General features: G+C 36.0%; 19 protein-coding genes. 5 read left to right on the forward strand and 14 right to left on the reverse strand.

Going from position 1 to position 20690, the window contains the following annotated elements; all coding sequences use genetic code 11:
* Positions 1-16: 16 nt before the first annotated feature.
* From ACQY44_RS05445 to ACQY44_RS05455, 3 genes are all read right to left on the reverse strand, one after another.
* Positions 17-1927, reverse strand: coding sequence for a fumarate reductase/succinate dehydrogenase flavoprotein subunit (locus ACQY44_RS05445; protein WP_428229380.1), 1911 nt, complete (start codon positions 1925-1927; stop codon positions 17-19).
* A gap of 368 nt (positions 1928-2295) precedes the next feature.
* A complete protein-coding gene (locus ACQY44_RS05450) occupies positions 2296-3399 on the reverse strand; it encodes a hypothetical protein (protein WP_428229381.1) in 1104 nt (367 codons plus the stop codon).
* A 97-nt stretch (positions 3400-3496) separates the two neighbouring features.
* The gene (locus ACQY44_RS05455; RefSeq protein ID WP_428229382.1) at positions 3497-3868 is read right to left on the reverse strand and encodes a winged helix-turn-helix transcriptional regulator; all 372 of its coding nucleotides are present in this window, start codon (positions 3866-3868) and stop codon (positions 3497-3499) included.
* A gap of 105 nt (positions 3869-3973) precedes the next feature.
* Between ACQY44_RS05455 and ACQY44_RS05460 the strand changes: the two genes are divergently transcribed.
* On the forward strand, positions 3974-4585 hold the full coding sequence (locus ACQY44_RS05460) for an FMN-dependent NADH-azoreductase (protein WP_428229383.1): 612 nt from the start codon (positions 3974-3976) through the stop codon (positions 4583-4585).
* 289 nt (positions 4586-4874) lie between these two features.
* Here ACQY44_RS05460 and ACQY44_RS05465 read toward each other — a convergent pair whose 3' ends face one another.
* Entirely contained in the window at positions 4875-6155 is a 1281-nt protein-coding gene (locus ACQY44_RS05465; protein ID WP_428229384.1) for an acetyl-CoA C-acetyltransferase, read from the reverse strand.
* Between the two features lie 188 nt (positions 6156-6343).
* Between ACQY44_RS05465 and ACQY44_RS05470 the strand changes: the two genes are divergently transcribed.
* Complete coding sequence (locus ACQY44_RS05470; protein WP_428229385.1) at positions 6344-8758, forward strand: TonB-dependent siderophore receptor; 2415 nt, start codon at positions 6344-6346, stop codon at positions 8756-8758.
* 169 nt (positions 8759-8927) lie between these two features.
* On the opposite strand, the gene ACQY44_RS05475 is transcribed toward ACQY44_RS05470, so the two are convergent.
* Together ACQY44_RS05475 and ACQY44_RS05480 are read right to left on the reverse strand one after the other, a co-directional pair.
* A complete protein-coding gene (locus tag ACQY44_RS05475; RefSeq protein ID WP_428229617.1) occupies positions 8928-9950 on the reverse strand; it encodes an LLM class flavin-dependent oxidoreductase in 1023 nt (340 codons plus the stop codon).
* A 132-nt stretch (positions 9951-10082) separates the two neighbouring features.
* Positions 10083-11666, reverse strand: a complete 1584-nt coding sequence (locus ACQY44_RS05480) for an MBL fold metallo-hydrolase (protein ID WP_428229386.1) — start codon at positions 11664-11666, stop codon at positions 10083-10085.
* 272 nt (positions 11667-11938) lie between these two features.
* Here ACQY44_RS05480 and ACQY44_RS05485 point away from each other — a divergent pair, with 272 nt between their 5' ends.
* Together ACQY44_RS05485 and ACQY44_RS05490 are read left to right on the forward strand one after the other, a co-directional pair.
* Entirely contained in the window at positions 11939-12331 is a 393-nt protein-coding gene (locus ACQY44_RS05485; protein ID WP_428229387.1) for a hypothetical protein, read from the forward strand.
* 60 nt (positions 12332-12391) lie between these two features.
* Positions 12392-13807, forward strand: coding sequence for a PLP-dependent aminotransferase family protein (locus ACQY44_RS05490; protein ID WP_428229388.1), 1416 nt, complete (start codon positions 12392-12394; stop codon positions 13805-13807).
* 96 nt (positions 13808-13903) lie between these two features.
* On the opposite strand, the gene ACQY44_RS05495 is transcribed toward ACQY44_RS05490, so the two are convergent.
* The 5 genes from ACQY44_RS05495 to ACQY44_RS05515 form a co-directional block, all read right to left on the reverse strand.
* Positions 13904-14311 (reverse strand): DUF1634 domain-containing protein, encoded by a 408-nt coding sequence (locus ACQY44_RS05495; RefSeq protein ID WP_428229389.1) that lies wholly within the window; start codon positions 14309-14311, stop codon positions 13904-13906.
* Positions 14298-15134, reverse strand: coding sequence for a sulfite exporter TauE/SafE family protein (locus ACQY44_RS05500; protein ID WP_428229390.1), 837 nt, complete (start codon positions 15132-15134; stop codon positions 14298-14300). The genes ACQY44_RS05495 and ACQY44_RS05500 overlap by 14 nt, the downstream gene beginning before the upstream one ends.
* 349 nt (positions 15135-15483) lie before the next feature.
* Complete coding sequence (locus ACQY44_RS05505; RefSeq protein ID WP_428229391.1) at positions 15484-15702, reverse strand: hypothetical protein; 219 nt, start codon at positions 15700-15702, stop codon at positions 15484-15486.
* A gap of 257 nt (positions 15703-15959) precedes the next feature.
* On the reverse strand, positions 15960-16391 hold the full coding sequence (locus ACQY44_RS05510; protein ID WP_428229392.1) for a DoxX family protein: 432 nt from the start codon (positions 16389-16391) through the stop codon (positions 15960-15962).
* Between the two features lie 64 nt (positions 16392-16455).
* Positions 16456-16824 carry a winged helix-turn-helix transcriptional regulator gene (locus ACQY44_RS05515; protein WP_428229393.1) on the reverse strand — a complete coding sequence of 123 codons (369 nt, stop codon included), beginning with the start codon at positions 16822-16824 and terminating at the stop codon, positions 16456-16458.
* 83 nt (positions 16825-16907) lie between these two features.
* Here ACQY44_RS05515 and ACQY44_RS05520 point away from each other — a divergent pair, with 83 nt between their 5' ends.
* Positions 16908-17786 carry an NAD(P)H-binding protein gene (locus ACQY44_RS05520; RefSeq protein ID WP_428229394.1) on the forward strand — a complete coding sequence of 293 codons (879 nt, stop codon included), beginning with the start codon at positions 16908-16910 and terminating at the stop codon, positions 17784-17786.
* A 67-nt stretch (positions 17787-17853) separates the two neighbouring features.
* Here ACQY44_RS05520 and ACQY44_RS05525 read toward each other — a convergent pair whose 3' ends face one another.
* The 3 genes from ACQY44_RS05525 to ACQY44_RS05535 all read right to left on the reverse strand — a co-directional run bounded on the left by ACQY44_RS05525 (position 17854) and on the right by ACQY44_RS05535 (position 20582).
* Positions 17854-18618: a LytR/AlgR family response regulator transcription factor gene (locus ACQY44_RS05525; RefSeq protein WP_428229395.1), complete on the reverse strand. Its 765-nt coding sequence runs from the start codon at positions 18616-18618 to the stop codon at positions 17854-17856.
* Positions 18599-19492, reverse strand: coding sequence for a sensor histidine kinase (locus ACQY44_RS05530; protein WP_428229396.1), 894 nt, complete (start codon positions 19490-19492; stop codon positions 18599-18601). The genes ACQY44_RS05525 and ACQY44_RS05530 overlap by 20 nt, the downstream gene beginning before the upstream one ends.
* Before the next feature lie 484 nt (positions 19493-19976).
* Positions 19977-20582, reverse strand: coding sequence for a porin family protein (locus ACQY44_RS05535; RefSeq protein WP_428229397.1), 606 nt, complete (start codon positions 20580-20582; stop codon positions 19977-19979).
* Positions 20583-20690 lie beyond the last annotated feature (108 nt).

The raw sequence follows: 20690 nt of genomic DNA on the forward strand, positions 1-20690 counted from the left end.
ATGCTTAAGCTTTTGATTATTTGTAACTTCTAACAGCCAATTCAACCGATTCGAATACGAGTGGTTCTTTATGCAATTCCGGTTGTTGATCTTTTCCTTTCCATTCCCAAGCAGATACGTAACAGAAATCGGCATCGTTTCGAACCGCTTCACCATCTGCAGTTTGGTATTCTTCCCGAAAGTGTGCCCCGCAGGATTCTTCTCTTTGTAAAGCATCGTGACACATTAACTCGGCCAGTTCGATATAATCTGCAATACGTCCGGCTTTTTCGAGTTCGCTGTTTAGTGTGTCATCTCCGGTGATGAGTAAGTCTTTTTCAAAAGATGCTTTTAGCAATTTGATTTCATTTAAAGCTTCTTCCAGTTTTTCTTTACTTCTGGAAAGCCCGCACTTCTCATACAATAACCGGCCTATTTTTTTATGGAAATAATCTGTTGAAAGCGTTCCTTTACTGTTTAGAAATTTATCTAACTGATCTCTGACTGATTTTTCAGCTTCGTCAAAAGCAGGATGCGATATATCTAATTTTGGAGTGTTTAATTCTCCTGCCAAATAATTAGGAATGGTATAGGGAGCAATAAAATAACCATCAACACAAGCCTGAAGCAATGAATTTGCGCCCAGTCGATTTGCACCATGATCCGCAAAATTGGCTTCTCCCAGAGCAAATAACCCCGGAATAGTGGTCATCAATTCATAATCTACCCAAAGGCCGCCCATCGTGAAATGTGCAGAAGGAGATATCAGCATTGGTTCTTTGTACGCATTGATTCCCGTAATTTTCTCGTACATCGCAAAAAGATTGCTGTATTTGGATTGAATAATATCTTTTCCCTGAGCTTTAATCGCAGCCGAAAAGTCAAGATAAATGGCATTTTTCATTGGTCCAACGCCATGTCCGGCATCGATTTGTTCTTTTGCCGCTCTTGACGAAATGTCGCGTGGAGCCAGATTACCAAAAGAAGGATATTTGCGTTCCAGATAATAATCTCGTTCGTCTTCCGGAATTGTATTTGGATTTCTGTCATCGGCAGCTTTTTTAGGCACCCAGATTCGTCCGTCATTACGGAGCGATTCCGACATCAACGTAAGTTTAGATTGATTGGCGCCGTGTTGCGGAAGTGAAGTAGGGTGAAACTGAATCCAGCTCACGCCCGCCATATAAGCGCCTTTTTTATGGGCACGCCAAATAGCAGAACTATTACAGCCCATTGCCAAAGTCGAAAGATAATAGACTTTTCCATAACCTCCTGAAGCCAGTACAACGGCATCGGCAACATGACGTTCGAGCGCTCCGGTTTCAAGATTTCGTGCAATGATTCCTTTTGCTTTTCCGTCGATTACAACCAGTTCCAGCATTTCGTGGCGGGTATGCAGGGCAACTTTCCCTAAAGAAACCTGTCGTAATAAACCCTGATAAGCTCCGAGTAAAAGTTGTTGTCCGGTTTGTCCGCGGGCATAAAAAGTTCTCGAAACCTGCACACCTCCAAAAGACCGGTTATTGAGATATCCGGCATATTCTCTGGCAAAGGGAACTCCTTGTACAACGGCATGATCTATTAAAGCCGCCGAGCATTCCGCCAAACGGTAAACATTGGCTTCACGCGATCTGAAATCACCACCTTTTATGGTATCATAAAACATTCTGTACGTACTGTCGCCATCATTTTTGTAATTTTTTGCAGCATTTACACCACCTTGTGCCGCTACAGAATGCGCTCTTCTGGCAGAATCCTGAAAACAAAACGATTGAATGTTATAACCTTGTTCAGCTAATGATGCTGCGCAAGAAGCACCTGCAAGACCCGTTCCTACGACAATGATGTTGAGTTTTTTTCTGTTCGCCGGATTTACAAGTTTTGCTTTTGCCTTATAATTATTCCATTTTTCTGCGAGGGGACCTTCCGGTATTTTTGAGTCTATCATTTTTGTTTTTATTTAAAATGAAAAGGAACTTTAAAAAGCTGTAATTTACTACAAAAAAATGATTTCTGAAATAGAAAACCGGAAGGATTTACAGAAAGCCACAGATAAAAAAATAAAAAAGGTTATACCATAAAAAATCTTTTAAATCTGCATGAAAAAATAAAACAGATACTTTTCTTTTTCGAAAATAGAGGAGTATATTTTTCTCCTAATTGTTAGGAATGAATTTATAATCTGGATGACTTAATATAATTTTTTAATAGTCAATAGTTTATTCGGGATGTAGAGTCACCAGTCTGTTAGTATTGTGAGTTTATTTGATGTGTTTTACGGCGATATGCTTTTTTTCTCTACCATAATCAATAAAATTATTGTTTGATAAACTTTTCTACATTTGGAATTTTCTGTAGGGATTTTGTGTTTTCTTCGAGAATTTTAGCCGCAGCTTCGTTTATTTTTTCCGATGAAATTGATTTCCATTTGTCCAGATCTTTTTCGTAATCGCTATGAAATAAATATCGGGATAAATCTCTTATAACACAATAGGCGGCAATCGAATGGCCGTTTTCGCTGTCGTAATTACCATTATTGATAAAAAACTGCAGTCTTTTTGAGAGTCCGTCTTCAGAGTAAAGGGATAGTTCAGTTAATTTTCCTCTATATTCGAGATCGGCAGAGCCAACTCCTTTTAAATTGGGGAATAATTTATAATCGGCAAAATGCCTTCCTTCATGTCCAATATAACTTACTCTAAAGGTTTCTGATTTCAAATCGTATGCTTTTTTTACACAAAATAAAGCTTCTTTAGTAGCCCAGCCTGCAGGGTAATAGCGTCCCAGAGTGGCATATTCGCTCCAGCCTAATGTGATAAAATCATCCATAAAATAAACTTTTACGGGAGTTTCCTTTCCGTCATAATTAAGTTTATAGACGGTATCTTTTTCTGTTTTCCAGACCAATAAATCATACAAACTACCGGTTTTTCCAAATCCTGTGGTATGATAGCCTAAACTGGAGATGTATTTTTTTTGATAGACATTTATGCTATCTTCATTAACGGTTAAATTTTGTGCTGGAGGAAAGTTTGTTTTAAGAAAATCAGACACATTTTTCATGATCAGGGTATCGTTTTTCATTTCTTTATTTAAGAAAGACAATCGCCAGTAATCCCTGTAAATTTTTAATAATGCATCTATTTTGGATTTTCGGGTTTCTAAAAAGTCACTTTTATCTTCTTCAAATTTAAATCGGTTCTCAAAATCAGTTTTAAATTTGAAGTCCTTTTGGGCTATTTTTTTTGTCGGGTCAATTTCTAATAAGGGCAAAGCCAATTTAGGATTTCCATCTAACGCAAAAGAATAAATCCTGGTATAATCGAGTTTGATACTATCATTTTGCTGGGGTTGGGCATTTATTTTCGATAATAAAAAGAAATGAAGAATAAGTACAGCAGCTAGTTTTAAAGTTCTCATAATAAAAAATATCAGGTTGATTTTAGAATGACTTTTTATTATAGAGACCAGTTTTTAGATTTTGTTACAGTTTTAGTTCTTTTTTCTGTATTATTATTTAGTTTCCTATGATTTCTTTTCGATGTAAAGTTCCCCAGTCTTTTAAAGCCATGATAACATTGCCTAAAGATTTGCTGTGTTCTGTTGATGCATACTCAACCGTTGGTGGAAATGTATCATAAACGGTTCTGGTTACCAATTTGTTTATTTCCAAATCTTTAAGTTCTTTCGATAGCATTTTATCGGTTATTCCTTTTATATTTTTAGAAATTTCTTTAAATCGTTTTGGCCTGCTGGATAAAGCGATCAGTATAGGCAATTTCCACCTTCCGCTTAAAACCTCTAATGCATCTCTTACCGGAAGTAATGCAGCGAGACATTCTTCTGGTTCACAGGCTAATTCTATTGTTTTTTCGAATGGTGTTTTCATATGTTTCATGTTACTATCCTCAAGGATAGCGCTATCCTTGAGGATAGTACTATAAAAGAGATAGCAAATGTATATAAGTTTGTATCATAAAACAAATAGTATTATATGAGCACAAAGATTTTGAATATTGTAACAAGCACCAAAGGTGATACTTCATTTAGTAACCAATTATCGAATGCTATTCTGGAAAAATTAAAAACAGAATATAGCGAAACTCAGGTGCAAACGCTTGACCTTTCAAAAACACCTTTCCCTTATTTGACTGACTCGCATATAAATGCAGTTTATACACCTGCTGATCAGCACACAGAAACACAAAAGCAGATCCTTAAAAACTCTGATGAAGCAACAAAAGATCTTTTAGAAGCTGATATTATTGTTATTGGCGTGCCGCTTTATAATTTTGGGATTCCTGCAGTATTAAAAGGATGGATTGATCAGGTTGCGAGAGCTGGTAAAACTTTTAGTTATGATGAGAATGGACCAAAAGGATTATTAACTAATAAAAAAGTGTTTTTATCTATTGCTTCCGGAGCTATATTTTCTGAAGGACCATACAAAAGTTATGATTTCTCAGAGCCGTATTTGAGAACCGTATTAGGTTTTTTAGGAATAACAGATGTTACGACTTTCCGGGTAGAAGGAACAGCTATGCCTGATTTTGCCGAGAGTGCTTTACCTAAAGCTATAGCGGCTGTTGAAGAGTTTGCTTTTTAAATTAAAAATAAAATTACGATAGTTGGACATTTTCGTAATGAGTAAACCCGACAGGTTTTATCCCGAGGCTTCGGGACTGTCGGGTTTTGTATTTTTAAAGATTGTTTGCCACGAATTACACCAATTTTCACGAATCATTTTTACACTAATGAGATTAAAAATTAGTGAAAATTGGTGTAATGCGTGGCTAAAAAATATTCGATCGAAATATGGTAGGATAGGTGAGAATTTGAATAGTAAAATCTTTGTCAAAGTTTTAAAATTTGACAAAGGCAACCAGACCTAATTGCTATTTCTCAATAATCATGGTAACACCTTGTCCTCCTGCAGCACAAATGGATATAAACCCTCTTCCGGAACCTTTTTCATTTAATAATTTTGCCATAACACCAATGATTCTTCCTCCGGTAGCGGCAAAAGGATGTGCTGCGGCAAGACTGCTTCCTTTTACATTAAGTTTATTTCTGTCGATTGCTCCAAGAGCTTTCTTTAAACCTAATTGTGTACTAAGTTCCGGACTTTCCCAAATTTTTAAGGTCGCCAAGACTTGTGCAGCAAAAGCTTCGTGAATTTCGTAATAGTCGAAATCCTGCAACGTCAATCCCGCTTTATCAAGCATTCTGCTCGCAGCAAATAAAGGTGCTAACAAAAGATTTTGTTGATTTTTGACATATTCAATGGCGGCAATTTCGGCAAAAGTAATATAAGCCAAAACAGGAAGTCCATTTGCTGCAGCCCATTCTTCGCTGGCTAAAAGAATGCAGGAAGCTCCATCTGTAAGCGGAGTTGAATTTCCTGCGGTCAATGTTCCGTTTACTTTATCGAATGCAGGCCTTAATTGGGCTAATTTTTCAATTGTACTGTCTTTTCGCAGATTATTATCTTTATCCAGACCGTTAAAAGGTGTAATCATATCATCAAAAAAACCTTCTTCATATGCTTTTGCCATATTCAAATGACTTTTAAGCGCTAAATTATCCTGATCCTCACGCGAGATTTGATAGTGTTTTGCCGTGATTTCAGTATGACCACCCATCGAAAGTCCGGTTTGCGATTCTTCGTTTCTTGGAACCAGAGGAGTTAAATCTTTCGGACGTAGTTTTAGAAACAGTTTTATTTTTTCGCCTAATGATTTTGCTTTTCGTGCATGAAGTAAAATCTTTCTCAGTTTTTCGCTTACAGCAATTGGCATATCACTAATAGAATCTACACCGCCTGCAATTCCTGATTCTATTTGGCCCAGCGCAATTTTATTGGCAATATATATGGCACTTTCTATTCCGGTATCGCAGGCTTGTTGCAAATCGCAGGCAGGTGTAGCCGGATCGAGTGCCGTTTTCATCACGCATTCTCTGATGAGATTATTGTCATAAGTATGTTTGATGACAGCTCCTCCGGCAACTTCCCCGAGTAATTTTCCCTCGAGATTGTATTTATTTATCAGTCCGTTTAAGGCTGCTGTCATCATTTGTGTATTTCCAACTTCGGCGTAAGCGGTATTAGCTCTTGCAAAAGGAATTCGGTTATAGCCAACAATGGCAACTTTTCTGATTGTGCTGGTCGTATTCATAGTTGAATTTTTTTTGGAACTTAAAGGTAAGGAGAGTTATCCATTATTTAATCTTTTGAACCACAATATTGTTTAAGATTAAGATCAGAATTCATTAGATATTTATATTTATTTAGAATAATTAAAAATAATTTTGTAAAACAGATATTTAGCAGTTACTTTTGCCACGAAAATCAAAACCAAATAAAATGAATAACATGACTATAAAAAAAGTTTTATTTTGCCTGATGTTCCTAAGCTCTTTCGCTATGATGAGTCAGGAACTGGGAAAAATAACAGGAAAAGTTTCTTTGAGCGGCAATGTACCTGCGGAAAACGTTTCTGTGGTTCTTAGAGGAACAAAATATACTGCTGTTACAAATGAAAAAGGGCAGTACGAAATTAAAAATGTAAAACCGGCCAGTTATACTATTAGTATTCATGCGGTAGGAATTCATACAACTGATGATCAGATAATCGTTAACGCAAAACAAACTACTATTAAAAACTTTATGCTTTCTGAAAGTCAGGAAGATCTCGACGAAGTAGTCATTACCAAAAACAAGTACAAGCAAGATAAGCCTTCTTTGTCATTACGTCTTCAGACTCCTATACTTGAGATTCCGCAAAACATTCAGATTGTGAGCGCCCAGACTTTAAAAGACCAACAAATCATTAGTATGAGTGATGGAGTGATTAGAAACGTGAGTGGAGCTGTACGTTTAGAACACTGGGGAGATTTGTATACTAATATTACAATGCGCGGATCTCAGATTCAGGCTTTTCGTAACGGGTTTAATGTAGTGTCTTCTTTTTGGGGACCGCTTACCGAAGATATGAGCTTTGTAGATCATATAGAGTTTGTAAAAGGACCAGCCGGATTCATGCTTTCAAGTGGTGATCCAAGCGGACTTTATAATGTGGTGACTAAAAAACCAACCGGAATTACTAAAGGGGAAGCTACTGTAATGGCAGGAAGTTATGATTTTTACAGAGCCAGTGTGGATCTTGACGGTAAATTAGATAAAAAAGGTAAATTATTGTACCGTTTTAATGCGGCTGCACAAAAGAAAGGTTCTCACAGACCGTTTGAGCACAATGATCGTTATGTAATTGCCCCGGTTATTACGTATCAGGTTGATGATAAAACGAAACTTACTGCCGAATATAATTTTCAGTATGCAAACATGACTGAAATTGGTTCATATTATGTATTTGGTCCCGCATCTGACGGATATGCAACTTTACCAGTGGGTTTTACCATGACACAACCGGGATTGCCTGATACTAACATTCAGGATCATAGCGGCTATCTTATGTTTGAACATAAATTTGATGATAACTGGAAGTTGACTGCACAGACTTCTTATTTTAAATACATACAACAAGGGTATAGTTCATGGCCAAATGCTGTTGGTCCAACTGCAGATCTTGCAAAAAATGAAGTAATCAGAAACGTTGGTATCTGGGATGCAGAAAGTAATATGTATTTAGGTCAGATATTCCTGAACGGAAAATTCAATACCGGAGCTGTTACCCATAAAATATTGACAGGAGTAGATTTAGGAAGTAAAGATTATATGGCAGACTGGGGACAATCTCACAATCTTGATACAGTAGATGATCCGTTTAATTTACTGAATCCAAATTATGGAACGCCATCTAATGGAATGCCAGATTTTGATCATACAACACCTCTTTCTATAAGAGCAAAAGCTGCCGGAGGTTTAATAAGTACAGATTACGCGGCAGGATATATTCAGGATGAACTTGGTTTTTTTGAAAATAAATTAAGATTGACCCTTGCTGCAAGATATACCTGGATTAAACAGGCAAGCTGGGGCGGAGATCCAATTTCTGATACTCATATCACACCACGTGCAGGTTTAAGTTATTCTGTAACCGAAAGTTTAGCTGTGTACGGATTATACGATCAGGCTTTTATTCCGCAAGCCGGGATTATTTTAAATGGAGATAAAGTAAAACCACTTACAGGTAATAATACAGAATTTGGTATTAAAAAAGACTGGTTTGACGGAACCTGGAGTACAACAGTATCTGCTTATAGTATTTTAAAACAAAATGAACTAACGTCTGATCCTTTAAATAAACCAGGAGAAATGTACAGTGTAGTTTTGGGAGAAAAAAGAGCAAGAGGAGTTGAATTTGATTTGAGAGGAAAGATTTTGGACGGTTTTAATGTGATTGCTAATTATGCTTTTACCGAATCTATCGTAAATAAAGTTGATCCGGCTGTTTCTGCTGCAACAGGAATTAAAGTTGGTGATATTGTTCCGGGATATGCTAAACATACTGCAAATGCGTGGTTAAATTACAGTATCCAAAATGGCTCACTTAAAGGGTTAGGAGCTTCTATAGGAGGGACTTATCTCGCAGGTCGTCAAACTGATACCTGGGGTGTAGGTCTTGAAAAACTTCCAAATTATTTTAAACTGGACGGAGGTTTATCGTATGATACTAAAAAGTTTAAGATTACAGCAAACGTATTCAATATCCTGAATAAATATCTTTATAGCGGTTCTTATAACGAATATCTTAAAGCCTATTACTGGCAAACAGAACAGCCTATAAACTTTAGAGTAGGAGTTACTTATAAATTCTAAGAGTATTTTTAATTAAGAGTTTTTATAAAAAAAGCATCCGTCGAATGGCGGATGCTTTTTTTTGAGGTTCAGAGATTCAAAGGCTCAGAGGTTTAAAGTTTTATTAAAATGAAAAACCTTTTTAATCTTTTAATCCTTTTATCCGGATAACTATCGGGAGTGGAAAAAATTATCCCTTATGAATCAACGGAATTACTTTTGAGCCTATAAGTTCTATGGCATTCATTAATTGTTTGTGCGTAAGTCCTGCATTATCCATTTGGAATGTAAACCTGGAGATTCCGCCAAGAGATTCGCCATGGCGTAGAATTTTCTCGGCAATACGTTCCGGATCACCCACAACCAGAACACCCTGATCATCTATAAGTCCATTAAATTTGTCTTTTGTTACGGGTGGCCAACCACGTTCTCTGCCTAATTTGGTCCAAAGTTCAGCATAACCGGGATAATATTCGGCTATGGCTTTTTCGGTTGTTGCTCCAACAAAACCCGGTGAATGCAAACCTACTTTAAGCTCCTCAGGTTTGTAACCTGCGGCTTTTCCGGCTTCACGGTACAAATCGACTAACGGACGAAAACGATGCGTTTGTCCGCCAATTACGGCAACCATCAAAGGCAATCCCAGAGATCCTGCTCTCACAAAAGATTCCGGAGTTCCGCCAACACCTAACCAAACAGGCAGTTTTTCCTGCAATGCTCTTGGGTATATTGGGAGATTGTTCAAAGCCGGACGAAATTTTCCCGACCAGGTTACAAACTCATTGTCTCTAATTTGTAATAGTAAATCTAACTTTTCTTTGAAAAGGGCATCATAATCATTGAGGTTAAAACCAAAAAGAGGATATGCTTCAATAGAAGATCCACGACCCACAACAATTTCAGCTCTTCCTTTCGAAATTAAATCCAGCGTAGCAAAACTCTGATAGACGCGCACAGGGTCAGCGGCACTTAAAACCGAAACAGCACTCGATAATCGGATACGTGTCGTTCGTGCAGCAGCTGCAGCTAATATAACCGCTGTAGCCGAATCTAAAAATTCCTTTTTGTGATGTTCGCCAATTCCAAAAACGTCAAGTCCGGCCTGATCTGCCAGCTCGATTCTTTGGAGTAATTGTTCCATCGCATTGACACTACTCAAAGTGTTGTTGTCTCCGTACATCGCCGAAGCAAAACTGTCAATTCCTATTTCTATCATATAGTAAAGGTATTAAATTTTATTTTTTCTCTTTCTTAAATAAAATCTAATTGCTTTCTTCGATCATGGGTTTTGTACTTCTAAACACTAATTTCTATTTAGTTTCGTGTGTTTGTAATGATTAAAGTTTCAATTTTGTTTAATGTTTAAATAAGCGGTAGAAAAGAATGAAGGATTTACAATAAAAATATCGGTTCTGCTTTTTGGAACTACAGGCATATCATGACCCGGAAATACAATCAGTTCAGGACTTTTTAGTTCCAGATTTTTAATGTTATTTCTGTTTTGTGCTGCTTTTTCAGGTTGGGTTGGCAACCTTTCCACATCCGTCGATCTGAGCCAGTCAGCATGTACAACTACATCTCCTGTTAATAAAACCGGACCTTTATCCAACGTTACCAAAAGCATTAAATCGCTATCTGTATGTCCTTGTTTTTCTATTAATTGAATTGTTTTATCACCAAACATATCGTACGATTTTCCTAACGGAGAATTACTTTTTTTGAACGAAGAGGCATTTGTAAATTTCGGAAAATTGGCTTGTTGGGGTTCTGATTTACTATTCATGATTAGCTGAGCATTTTTAAAGGCATCGATTGTGCCTATATGATCATCATGAAGATGCGAAAGAGCCAGGTACTTAATTTCTTCAGGGTGTATTCCAATTTTTTTTATCTGATTAAAAGCCAGCATTTCCGATTTGGATTTACTTTCAAATAAAAAGGACATTGGAAATCCTAAACCATTTTGGCCTTCAATAGCTACTTTTTCTGATATTCCGGTATCAAATAAAAGATAGCCAAACTTGGGATGTTTAATTAAATAAACAGGACATGGTCTCCATTTTTTATAGGTTGGACTAAGTGCTTTTGTCATTCGGTTAAATCCTGTATTAAAAACATATAACTCGATTCCGGAGTTTTTAGCAAAATTGTACGGTTTAATCTTCTGATTTTCTGATGTTATATTGCTTGGCCTGTATTTAACTGCGAAGGAAATTCCAAAAGAAATAACAATCAATATAATAGCGACAACCTTTACCAGAATTGAATACCATTTAGGTTTGTCGTGCGTTTTCTCTATTTGCTGATTGTTGATGCTTAATATTAGAATACAAATAAGAAGCGATAATACAGGTGCATGGGGAATATATTGAAACAGGATTGTCATTAATAAAGCGAGCAAGACAGGTAGTAAGTAAAGGCATTTTTTCCATATCGAATCACTGTAATCTTTTGATTTAAATGCGATTACGGTAAATAGAATCAATAAGATTGCAATTGCCGGAACCTCAATATAGTCAAAGAATATTTTTCGGGCATAAATGGTTAGATACTCACTTACCCAATAAATTAATACATTGGCACTTAAAGCAACAGAGGTCATTATTAGGACACCATTTTTTAGCCATTGCCAGCGAATAAAACGACTGCTCCAGATTGCTATGAGCAGAGAAAAATAAACCAAAACAAAATAATGCCCATAGGTAAAGTATTGTTCCGGCATGTTTAAAGTTGATTTGACAGGTTCTTTTAGTAATGCATCTTTAGCCAGAAAGCTTGTCAGGAAATTTGATATTCCGGGACCTTCACTGCCATTCCAAATTCGGGATTGAATCGGGAGCAGAAATAAATTTAAAAGTATTCCAAGAACACTTGCTATAATTGGTAATGGTTCTTTGCTGCTTTTTATTAGTTTAATTAATCGTCTCATTGTTGTTTATTTTTGATATTAAAATTACCCAACAAAAAAACAATGATTAAAGAATCCTTGCATTTACATATGTAAAGGAATAATAGGTATTTATCAGTTTGCTTTTATTCAGGAAAGATATATTTGGAGTAATTTATAAATACGGCGAATATTTCATTTACTTTAAAAATAGGGCTTAGTAAACATCTGTACCCTTAAATAAAACGATTTTTGTATCTGTATCTCCTTTGTTTTAGTGATTAATTTTGTTGGGAAATTAAATCACTATCAAGATGGAAGCCACAAAAACAGCCCATATTCAATTTGACGAAATCAACATATCGTTTTTAAAATCTGTGGTAAGTATTTTTCAAAGTAAGAGTAAAGAAAGTATTGTTACTGAAAACAGATTATCACAGTTAAAACACCATTTTGGGCTTCCTTTAAGCGTTGCTTCGTTTGAAAATCGTGTAATTGGTTATGCTTTTGTTGCAATTAATAAAAACGGAGAAACTGAAATTAATTCGTATTGGGAAAAAGATTTTTATAGTATTGAAGGAGAACAGGATTTAAAATTTTATGCAGAAAATAGCTTTCACACGACCTTTAAAGATCCGGAAACGCGTACAAGTAAAATCCAAAGTGCTACTGAAAGACTAGTCAATTGGTTGCATTTGTGTGAGTAATAAAAAGGGTTACAGATTAAATTTTGGTAAATTTACCGGGTACAGATAAAGATTAAGAAAATGGCGAAAGAAGTTTTATATCTAAAAATTGCAAATATCATTCAGGAACAAATTTTCTCCGAAACATTGAAAATTGGAGATAAGCTTCCTTCTATCCGGACTTTGCAAAAATTGCATAACGTGAGTCTGAACACTATAAAACAATCCTTTTTAGAATTAGAAAGTAAATCGCTAATTGAATCCCGGCCAAAATCAGGTTTTTATATCAGTAAAACATCTAATAGAAAGCTCTCAATACCTTCTATGAACAAACTGAAATTATCAGAAAAACAAACGAGTTCTGATGATTTGATTACGAAAGTTTTTAATAGCGTGAATGATAAAAGTATCACCAGATTTTCATTAGGAGTTCCGGATCCCAGCTTATTGCCTCTTGCCAAGCTCAACAAAGGTGTTGTAAAAGCCGTGCGCAATTTGGAAGAAAGTGGCGCAGGATATGAGCCTGTTCAGGGAAGTATCAATTTGAGACGTAATCTTGCAAAATGGTCTTTTGTTTTAGAAGGAAAATTGACAGAGGATGATTTTGTAACCACTTCAGGTGCGATCAATGCCATTTATAATTGTCTGATGGCGGTAACCAAAAGAGGGGATACTATTGCAATCGAAAGTCCTGCCTATTTTGGGATCATTCAGATGGCACAAACGATGGGACTTAATATTATCGAATTGCCCACTCATCCCACCACGGGCGTAGATTTGGATGCTTTAAAAAAGGTAATTCATAAAATTAGTGTGTGTTGTTTTATGAGCAATTTTAGCAATCCGCTGGGTAGTCTGATGCCCGATGAAAATAAAGAGGAATTGGTAAAATTACTTACCCATCATGATATTCCTCTGATTGAGGATGATCTATACGGCAACCTTTTTTTTGGAACAAGCCGGCCAAAACCCTGTAAGTATTATGATGAAGCTGGTATTGTTATGTGGTGCGGATCTGTTTCTAAAACTCTGGCTCCGGGATATCGGGTAGGATGGGTGGCACCCGGAAAATTTAAGGAGAAAATAATCAGGCAAAAAATGGTTCAGACTGTTTCTTCGCCTTCTTTATATCAGGAAGTAATTGCTGATTTTCTGGAACATGGGCGATACGATCATCATTTGAGAAATTTTAGAAATACATTGTATACGAATTCGCTTCATTTTCAGCGAACGATAGAAGACCATTTTCCGGAAAACACCAAAATTTCGCAGCCGCAGGGAGGTTCTTTTCTTTGGCTTGAACTCGATAAAAGAATTGATACAGCACTTTTGTACGATACAGCGATCAGGCAAAAAATAGGTTTTGTCCCTGGTCGTATTTTTACACAGCACGATCAGTACAACAATTGTATGCGCTTAAATTTTGCTTTAGAATGGAAAGAAAAAGTAGCACTCGACTTAAAAAGGCTAGGGCAATTGATCAAAAATAGTATTTGATCGGTAAGCGTTGAGGTTGTATGTTTTTGACACATAGAAACAGACAACCTGAATCTGTGTTTCTATGTGCTTAATGATTTTTTTAAGAATTGTATTTTAATGTGAAAATCCAAACGATACACTTATCAGGATGATCATAATAACGATTAATGTGATGACTACATAAAGATAATCTCTCTCTAAAAGAAAAGAAAACAGCGATAAAAGAACACGTAATACCGGAGTCAGAAAAAGCAGGATAATGCCAACAAATATTAACGATTCTCCATTTCCCTGAATCGCACCATCGTAAATTGATGCAATTACTTCAAAAATATTACGATCATTTTCTTTAAAGACAGAGTAATTTTCAATATCGTTGCTATGACCCATTAAATAGACAATTCCGCCAATAAAAGCGACTGATAATGAGATCCAGACACCGTAGCGCAATAAATTTCCGATGATCGTTTGAAAATCTTTTTCACCAAATTTTTCGTATTGCATAGCTTTAGATTTTTCCATTAAGTCCGTTATAGATCATGTTAACAGCAAGCACAAAAATAAGGCATGCAAAAAATATTCTTAGTTTTTTAGGGTTTGTTTTTACCAGCACTTTTGCTCCGGCCATAGCGCCAAACAAAACACCAATAACCACCGGCATACAAATTCCGGGTTCAATATATCCTTTTTGAATGTAGATTACAGAACTTGCCATTGCAGTAACACCCATCATAAAATTACTGGTGGTAGTAGAAACCTTAAACGGAATTCTCATGATATTGTCCATAGCAATCACTTTAAAAGCACCGGAACCAATTCCGAGTAATCCTGACATCATTCCGGCGATTCCCATCATACTAAATCCGCCAATCACATTTTTGGTTCCGTAACTGATAACTTGTCCATCGTGTGAAGGATAAGTTCCTGATAACCGAAGTTTTTTAGCTAAGGGGCTGGATTCTAAAACAATATGTTCCTCTTTTTTTCGAAGTGAATTTATAGCTGAGAAAATTAAAGTAAGTCCAAATAAAACAGCGATGAAAGAGGTAGGAGCAATGGCTGATAGTAAAGCTCCGCAAACCGCTCCTATAGTGGTGGCAATTTCGAGGAAGATTCCCAATCTCATATTCGTGATTCCTTCCCTGACATAGGCTGCCGCTGAACCGGAAGAAGTTGCAATTACAGAAACCAGGGCCGCACCAATTGCATAATGAATGTCAACGCCAAGAATGACTGTTAAAAGGGGAATTATGATAATTCCGCCACCCAGACCTGATAATGAACCAATAAAACCTGCTAAAAAAGCACCAAGAATCATAATCAGGGTAAATGTAAGTACTGTCATTCGGATTAATTTTATTGGTGCTAATTTACGAATTGATATTTATTCGGGAAGATTTTAGGAGCTTAAATAAACCTTAAAAAAAATAAGACTTTAATTTATATAGCCGTAAGATCTTTAAAAACAGATGATATAGGTGTTTTTATATTTCCTGGACGTTACGGTATAGTTTGTAGTAAAAGTTAGTATGTTGAACACCTAACAGGTTGAAAAAACTTTTGGGATAAAGTGTATTGATGGTACTGTCAATTAATTTTGAAGCGAAATTAAAACATAAAAAAACTCCATTGTTACTACAAGGGAGTTTTCATAAAAATAATAATCTGAGTTCTTTATAAAATAGAATCATGATCTATTTTTTTGTTTTCGTCATAGAATCTCTTTTTACAGTTGTTGTATCAACAATTGCTGATGTGCTGTCTACTGTTGTATTGACACTGTCAATTGCTGTTGTTGTAGAATCGACATAAGTGTTTGTGTCTGCTGGTATGGGTTCCTTTTTTTTGCAGGAAAACGAAAGTCCTATTAAAATAAAAAGAAGTGCCATTTTTGATTTGAATGAAGTTTTCATAATTTTATTTATTTCGTTAATAATTAATTGTTTCAAAATTAGAGCTTTAGGTTTTTAATTCTTTATATGATTCTCTAATTTATTTTATAAAATACTCATTATTAATGTTTTAAATATAATAACAAAAAGCTTCTTGTGAAAACGAGTTTCCTGGCCCGGAAATGAGCGGGATCCTTTTGTGGCGGGGTTCACCACAAAAGATATAGCAGATGGCCCGATGAGCTTCCAATCATTTAAACTGCAAAATCTATTCTACTTTATTCCTTATCAACTGAGAAAGACGTTTTGCCAAGAGTGGAAAGTAATAAAGCGGCTGCAGCACTGGTTAGAACAGAATAATCAAAAGGTGCTTTTATTGAAACTGAAATTGCCATACTGATTGCAAAAAGCAACATTAATCCTGAGGTACCTAAAGCTATGATTCGGGTTTTGAACCCAATGATCAAGGAGATACCAAATACTATTTCGAAAAATGTAGCTAAGCAAGCTAATATTCCGGCCAGGGATTTACTGGCAAAAGAGTTTAAGGTTTGGGTATAGGTAACAAAGTTTTCCCAATTTCCCCATGCGACTCCGGGTGCACCAGGAGCACCCCAAAGACCGAAGCGGTCTGCAACTGCAGAAAGCATTGTGATCCCAAGAACTACTCTTAAAATTAAACCGGCGTGTGGTATTGATCTGTTTTTCATTGATATATTTTTATGTAAAAGTAGGGATGTTTTGATTCAGCTGATTCTTAAAATTCCAGAATTTTTAGGAGGCATTAAAACCATCTTCCTTATCCTTAAAAGCCCATGTTGCCATTGCCTCAATAACAGGCATTAAACCCCTTCCTGCATTACTTAAGCTGTAGGTTACAAAAGGAGGAACAACAGGTTTTGCTTCTCTGATGACTAAATTATCTGCTTCTAGTTGCTTTAGATGCTGAATCAGCATTTTCTCGGTTACTGCGGGAATGGCTCTTTTTAGTTCGCTATAGCGCAAAGCACCGCTTGAAAGATGATAAATAATAATAGGTTTCCAATAGCCTCCAATTTTTTCCATTACGTAAGTTACAGGGCATTTTTCTAAGGCATATTGCTTGTTTTCCTGAATGGTCGATGTTTCTTTGATTGCTGTCATTTGCGCATACTTTAGGGTAAGTACTTGTATAAAAGTAAGTACAAATATACCTTTGTTAGAGATAATAAAAAAATATTTTAGATATGAAAATTACAATTTCAGGTTCATTGGGAAATATAGGAAAACCTTTAACCACAAAACTGATTGCTTCAGGGCATGAAGTAACCGTGATTACCAGTAATAAAGATAGAGTTGCAGCTATTGAAACTTTGGGCGCAAAAGCGATAGTAGGGTCAGTAAGTGATGTTGCTTTTTTAAAAAGTGCTTTTACAGTTGCTGATGCCGTTTTTGCTATGACTCCGCCTAATATGGGTGGAGCGAATATTATTGCGAATACTACAGCTGCCGGTAAAGCTATTGCAAGTGCGATTGCAGCAACCGGAGTAAAACGTGTTGTAATGTTAAGTAGTATTGGTGCCGATTTGGCTAATGGAACCGGCCCAATTACAGGACTTTACAACATCGAAAAAATCTATGAGACATTAGAAAACATATCGCTGACTTTTCTTCGTGCGGGATTTTTCTATACCAATTTATACAATGATGTTCCGATGATAAAAGGTGCAGGTATTATAGGATCAAATTATCCAACAACAACTATAATTCCGTTTGTACATCCTGAGGATATTGCAATTGCGGCGGCTGAAGAATTGCAAAAAACACCATCCGGAAAAAACATTCGTTATATTGTAAGTGATGTTCGTACGCCAAATGATGTTGCCAAAGCTTTAGGTCAGGCAATTGGTAAACCGGAATTGCCGTGGGTAGAATTTACAGATGAACAAGCTCTTGGCGGAATGACACAAGCCGGATTACCGGAAGAAATGGCCGGATTGTACCAGGAAATGGGATCTGGTTTAAGAAGCGGAAAAATTCAGGAAGATTTTTTGAACAATAAAGTCGCTGCTGACGGAAAAATCAAATTAGAAGATTTTGCAAAAGAGTTTGCTGCTCAATTTTAATTGGGATAGAAAGAGCTGATCTTATGATCAGCTCTTTTTTTAAAAGTATTTTTATTTCAATACAGTCTTAGTTTTCTGTTAACCAGGTTAATAATTTACTTCGTTTTTCTCTGCTTACTATAATGTCCTTATCGAAAGGAAAAGACAAATTGACTTTTAATTTTCTGGGAAAATAATCTGTAGCGTCAGTAATAGCATTGCGGTTGACCAGAAATTGCCTGTTCATTCTAAAAAAAGTGGCTCCTGTTTTATGTTCGAGTTCTTCCAGACTCTCTGTCATGGCATAGGTTTTTCCGGAATGGGCGTGCATATAAGTTATCTCGTTTTCGAGACAGAAAAAAGCAATTTTATCAAGTGTAAAGGGCAATAAGCGATCTCTGTATTTGATCATGATTGTACTGCTGCTATTTTTGTTTTTAGCTTCTAAAGTGGCCATTGCCGCTTCATATTTTAAGGCAATACTTCCTGCCATTACTTTTTGCATGTTCTGAAATTTAAGCAGTGCTTTTTCAAGAGATTCAGTACTGAAAGGTTTTAGAATGTATTCTATTCCGTTTGCTCTAAAAGCTTCTAAGGCATATTCATCAAAAGCAGTGCAGAAAATCACCGGAACTTCAATCGAGATTACTTTTGCGATATCAAAACTTAATCCGTCGCCCAGTTGTATGTCACTAAAAATAAGATCAGGCTGTGGATTGACCGAAAAATAATCGACTGCTTCTTTGACAGAACTTAAAACGCTTACAATTTCGACTTCGGGTTTTATTTGTTTGAGATTGCTGATCAGGTCTTCGGCAACGAGTAGTTCATCTTCAATTATTACTATTTTCATGGGGCATAATTTTAAAGCTGACCGAAAAATATTTTTCGTCATTCTTAATTATAATTTCTTCTCCTGACCATAATTGGTAACGTTCGGCTAAATTGCTTAAGCCGCTTTTTGTTGATGTTTCTCCGGCATTTCTGGGGTTTATGGCATTACGCACAGTAATAAAATTTTCGTGCTGTGCTATTACTAAATTCAAAGGGGCTTCTTTGGTAAATATGTTGTGTTTAATGGCATTTTCGAGTAAAGGTTGCAGCGAAAAAGAAGGAACAAACCCTTTTAGCATTTCGGGATTATCAATTTTTAAATTCCATTCTAAAGCTTCACCAAAACGTATTTTTTGCATTTCCATATAGTTTTTACAAATGTCCAGTTCTTCCTGAAGCGTTGTCGCATGACTATTGTTTAAGGATACGGCAGAACGAAGAAAGTCAGCTAATTGAAGCAAATAAATTTCGCCAAGTTTAGGATCTTTTTTATATAATGCTTTTAATGTATTTAAAGAATTGAATAAAAAATGAGGATGAATTTGCTGTTTCAACAACAGGTTTTCAGCCTGGGTACTTCGAAGTTGCAACCGTGAGTTTTCAAGTTCGGTCTGAATTTTATTTTGTCTGAATATTACAAAATCATGCAGAAACAAAATGATTGTCGTTAATACCGTTGATATAGCTATAAAAGCGGCTAAAAGTTTATAATTATCTAAATGGCTGGGAATTTTAGCGAGATAAGAAAAAATGGGCCATAACGTAAGATAGATTCCAATACCAAATGTATAACTGAGACTTAATCTGCAAAGATGAAACTTAAACAAGTCATCCGGAAATTTCTTAGCACTGAATTTTAAAATCCAAACTAATAAATTGCTTGTAATAAACATATAACAAGCCGTTTTGATTGCCAGGACAAATAAGGAGGACAGAATTTCTTCGAATAAAAAAAGCAATAAAAAAGTAAACGGAAAGGCAAGGCTTACCAAAAGGATATTCAATCTCCGGATCTCCTTGAGATTGTAGGGAGTTATTGTTTTTCTGATATTGTTTATCATAGCATACAGGATGTTATCCAAATATTTTTGCTTTTTATTTATCATACGAAATGTACAAATATTTGAGTAGAAATTTGTAAAATCTATTATTTCAAGATAGGGAAACATAACCTTAAACTTTTAAAATACGTTTCACTCGGGATAAGTAACATATAGTCAGATGAAAAAATCACGATTTTCTAAAAGCACTATTCATGTTATTTTAAAACCAGTTTGTTATGGGGGCAAAATTGAAGTTTAATTTCAGGATTTATTCTTTACTATAAATCCGACTACTTGGCGCAGTCGGAATTTTATAACCCGTTTCTTTTGCTCATTAAAAGATATAAAACAAACTTACTTGTGCGGTATTGTTTTGGAAATCAGTATTGAATCCTGCCGTTTTTACTTTGCTCACATCGGTTAAAGATCTATAATATCGTGCCCCGATTCCAAGTCCGTTCTGAAATTGATATCCAATTCCTGCTGCCACTCCGCCATCAATTTTTTCAGCAAATTTTGTACCTGAATTGATACCAAGAGCTGTAAAATCCTCGTCGACTAAAATCCCGATTTGCGGACCCGCTTCCAGATACAACCCAAAATCAGTTTTGTATTTCAAAAGAATCGGTACAGTAACATAAGAAAGCCTGATGTCTTCAGCATCCATAAGTCCTCCTTTGATTTTTGCGCCTTGTGTAGAATATAAAAACTCTTCCTGAACGGCAAAGTGATCATTGAATTTATAGCCAACAAGTGCACCGGCATGAAATCCGGTCAGACCTTGAGTGTCGAAACTTGCATTGGTAAAGTCACTATAGTTCGCTCCGGCCTTTACACCAAAATAAAGACGTTCTCCTATGTTTTTAAAAAAGCTTTGACTAAAGCTATTGGCTGAAGCAAGAAGAATACAACCGATGAATACATTTTTGACGATTTTCATAATTTTAAAATTTGATTTTATACGATTTATTTTTTTTATACCCGTCAAAAGTATATTGAGTTCATTTTTAAAAGAGGATAAATTGGGTCGAGACGGACAAAATGGTCG

Source organism: Flavobacterium sp., from assembly GCF_965277525.1.
Lineage (GTDB): Bacteria > Bacteroidota > Bacteroidia > Flavobacteriales > Flavobacteriaceae > Flavobacterium.

Coding starts and splice junctions, on each gene's coding strand:
- ACQY44_RS05470 (WP_428229385.1), top strand. CDS start 6,344: ATGAATAACATGACTATAAAAAAAGTTTTATTTTGCCTGATGTTCCTA.
- ACQY44_RS05515 (WP_428229393.1), bottom strand. CDS start 16,824: ATGACAGCAATCAAAGAAACATCGACCATTCAGGAAAACAAGCAATAT.
- ACQY44_RS05525 (WP_428229395.1), bottom strand. CDS start 18,618: ATGAAAATAGTAATAATTGAAGATGAACTACTCGTTGCCGAAGACCTG.
- ACQY44_RS05450 (WP_428229381.1), bottom strand. CDS start 3,399: ATGAGAACTTTAAAACTAGCTGCTGTACTTATTCTTCATTTCTTTTTA.
- ACQY44_RS05520 (WP_428229394.1), top strand. CDS start 16,908: ATGAAAATTACAATTTCAGGTTCATTGGGAAATATAGGAAAACCTTTA.
- ACQY44_RS05445 (WP_428229380.1), bottom strand. CDS start 1,927: ATGATAGACTCAAAAATACCGGAAGGTCCCCTCGCAGAAAAATGGAAT.
- ACQY44_RS05500 (WP_428229390.1), bottom strand. CDS start 15,134: ATGACAGTACTTACATTTACCCTGATTATGATTCTTGGTGCTTTTTTA.
- ACQY44_RS05530 (WP_428229396.1), bottom strand. CDS start 19,492: ATGTTTATTACAAGCAATTTATTAGTTTGGATTTTAAAATTCAGTGCT.
- ACQY44_RS05505 (WP_428229391.1), bottom strand. CDS start 15,702: ATGAAAACTTCATTCAAATCAAAAATGGCACTTCTTTTTATTTTAATA.
- ACQY44_RS05495 (WP_428229389.1), bottom strand. CDS start 14,311: ATGGAAAAATCTAAAGCTATGCAATACGAAAAATTTGGTGAAAAAGAT.
- ACQY44_RS05455 (WP_428229382.1), bottom strand. CDS start 3,868: ATGAAAACACCATTCGAAAAAACAATAGAATTAGCCTGTGAACCAGAA.
- ACQY44_RS05490 (WP_428229388.1), top strand. CDS start 12,392: ATGGCGAAAGAAGTTTTATATCTAAAAATTGCAAATATCATTCAGGAA.
- ACQY44_RS05465 (WP_428229384.1), bottom strand. CDS start 6,155: ATGAATACGACCAGCACAATCAGAAAAGTTGCCATTGTTGGCTATAAC.
- ACQY44_RS05510 (WP_428229392.1), bottom strand. CDS start 16,391: ATGAAAAACAGATCAATACCACACGCCGGTTTAATTTTAAGAGTAGTT.
- ACQY44_RS05535 (WP_428229397.1), bottom strand. CDS start 20,582: ATGAAAATCGTCAAAAATGTATTCATCGGTTGTATTCTTCTTGCTTCA.
- ACQY44_RS05480 (WP_428229386.1), bottom strand. CDS start 11,666: ATGAGACGATTAATTAAACTAATAAAAAGCAGCAAAGAACCATTACCA.
- ACQY44_RS05460 (WP_428229383.1), top strand. CDS start 3,974: ATGAGCACAAAGATTTTGAATATTGTAACAAGCACCAAAGGTGATACT.
- ACQY44_RS05485 (WP_428229387.1), top strand. CDS start 11,939: ATGGAAGCCACAAAAACAGCCCATATTCAATTTGACGAAATCAACATA.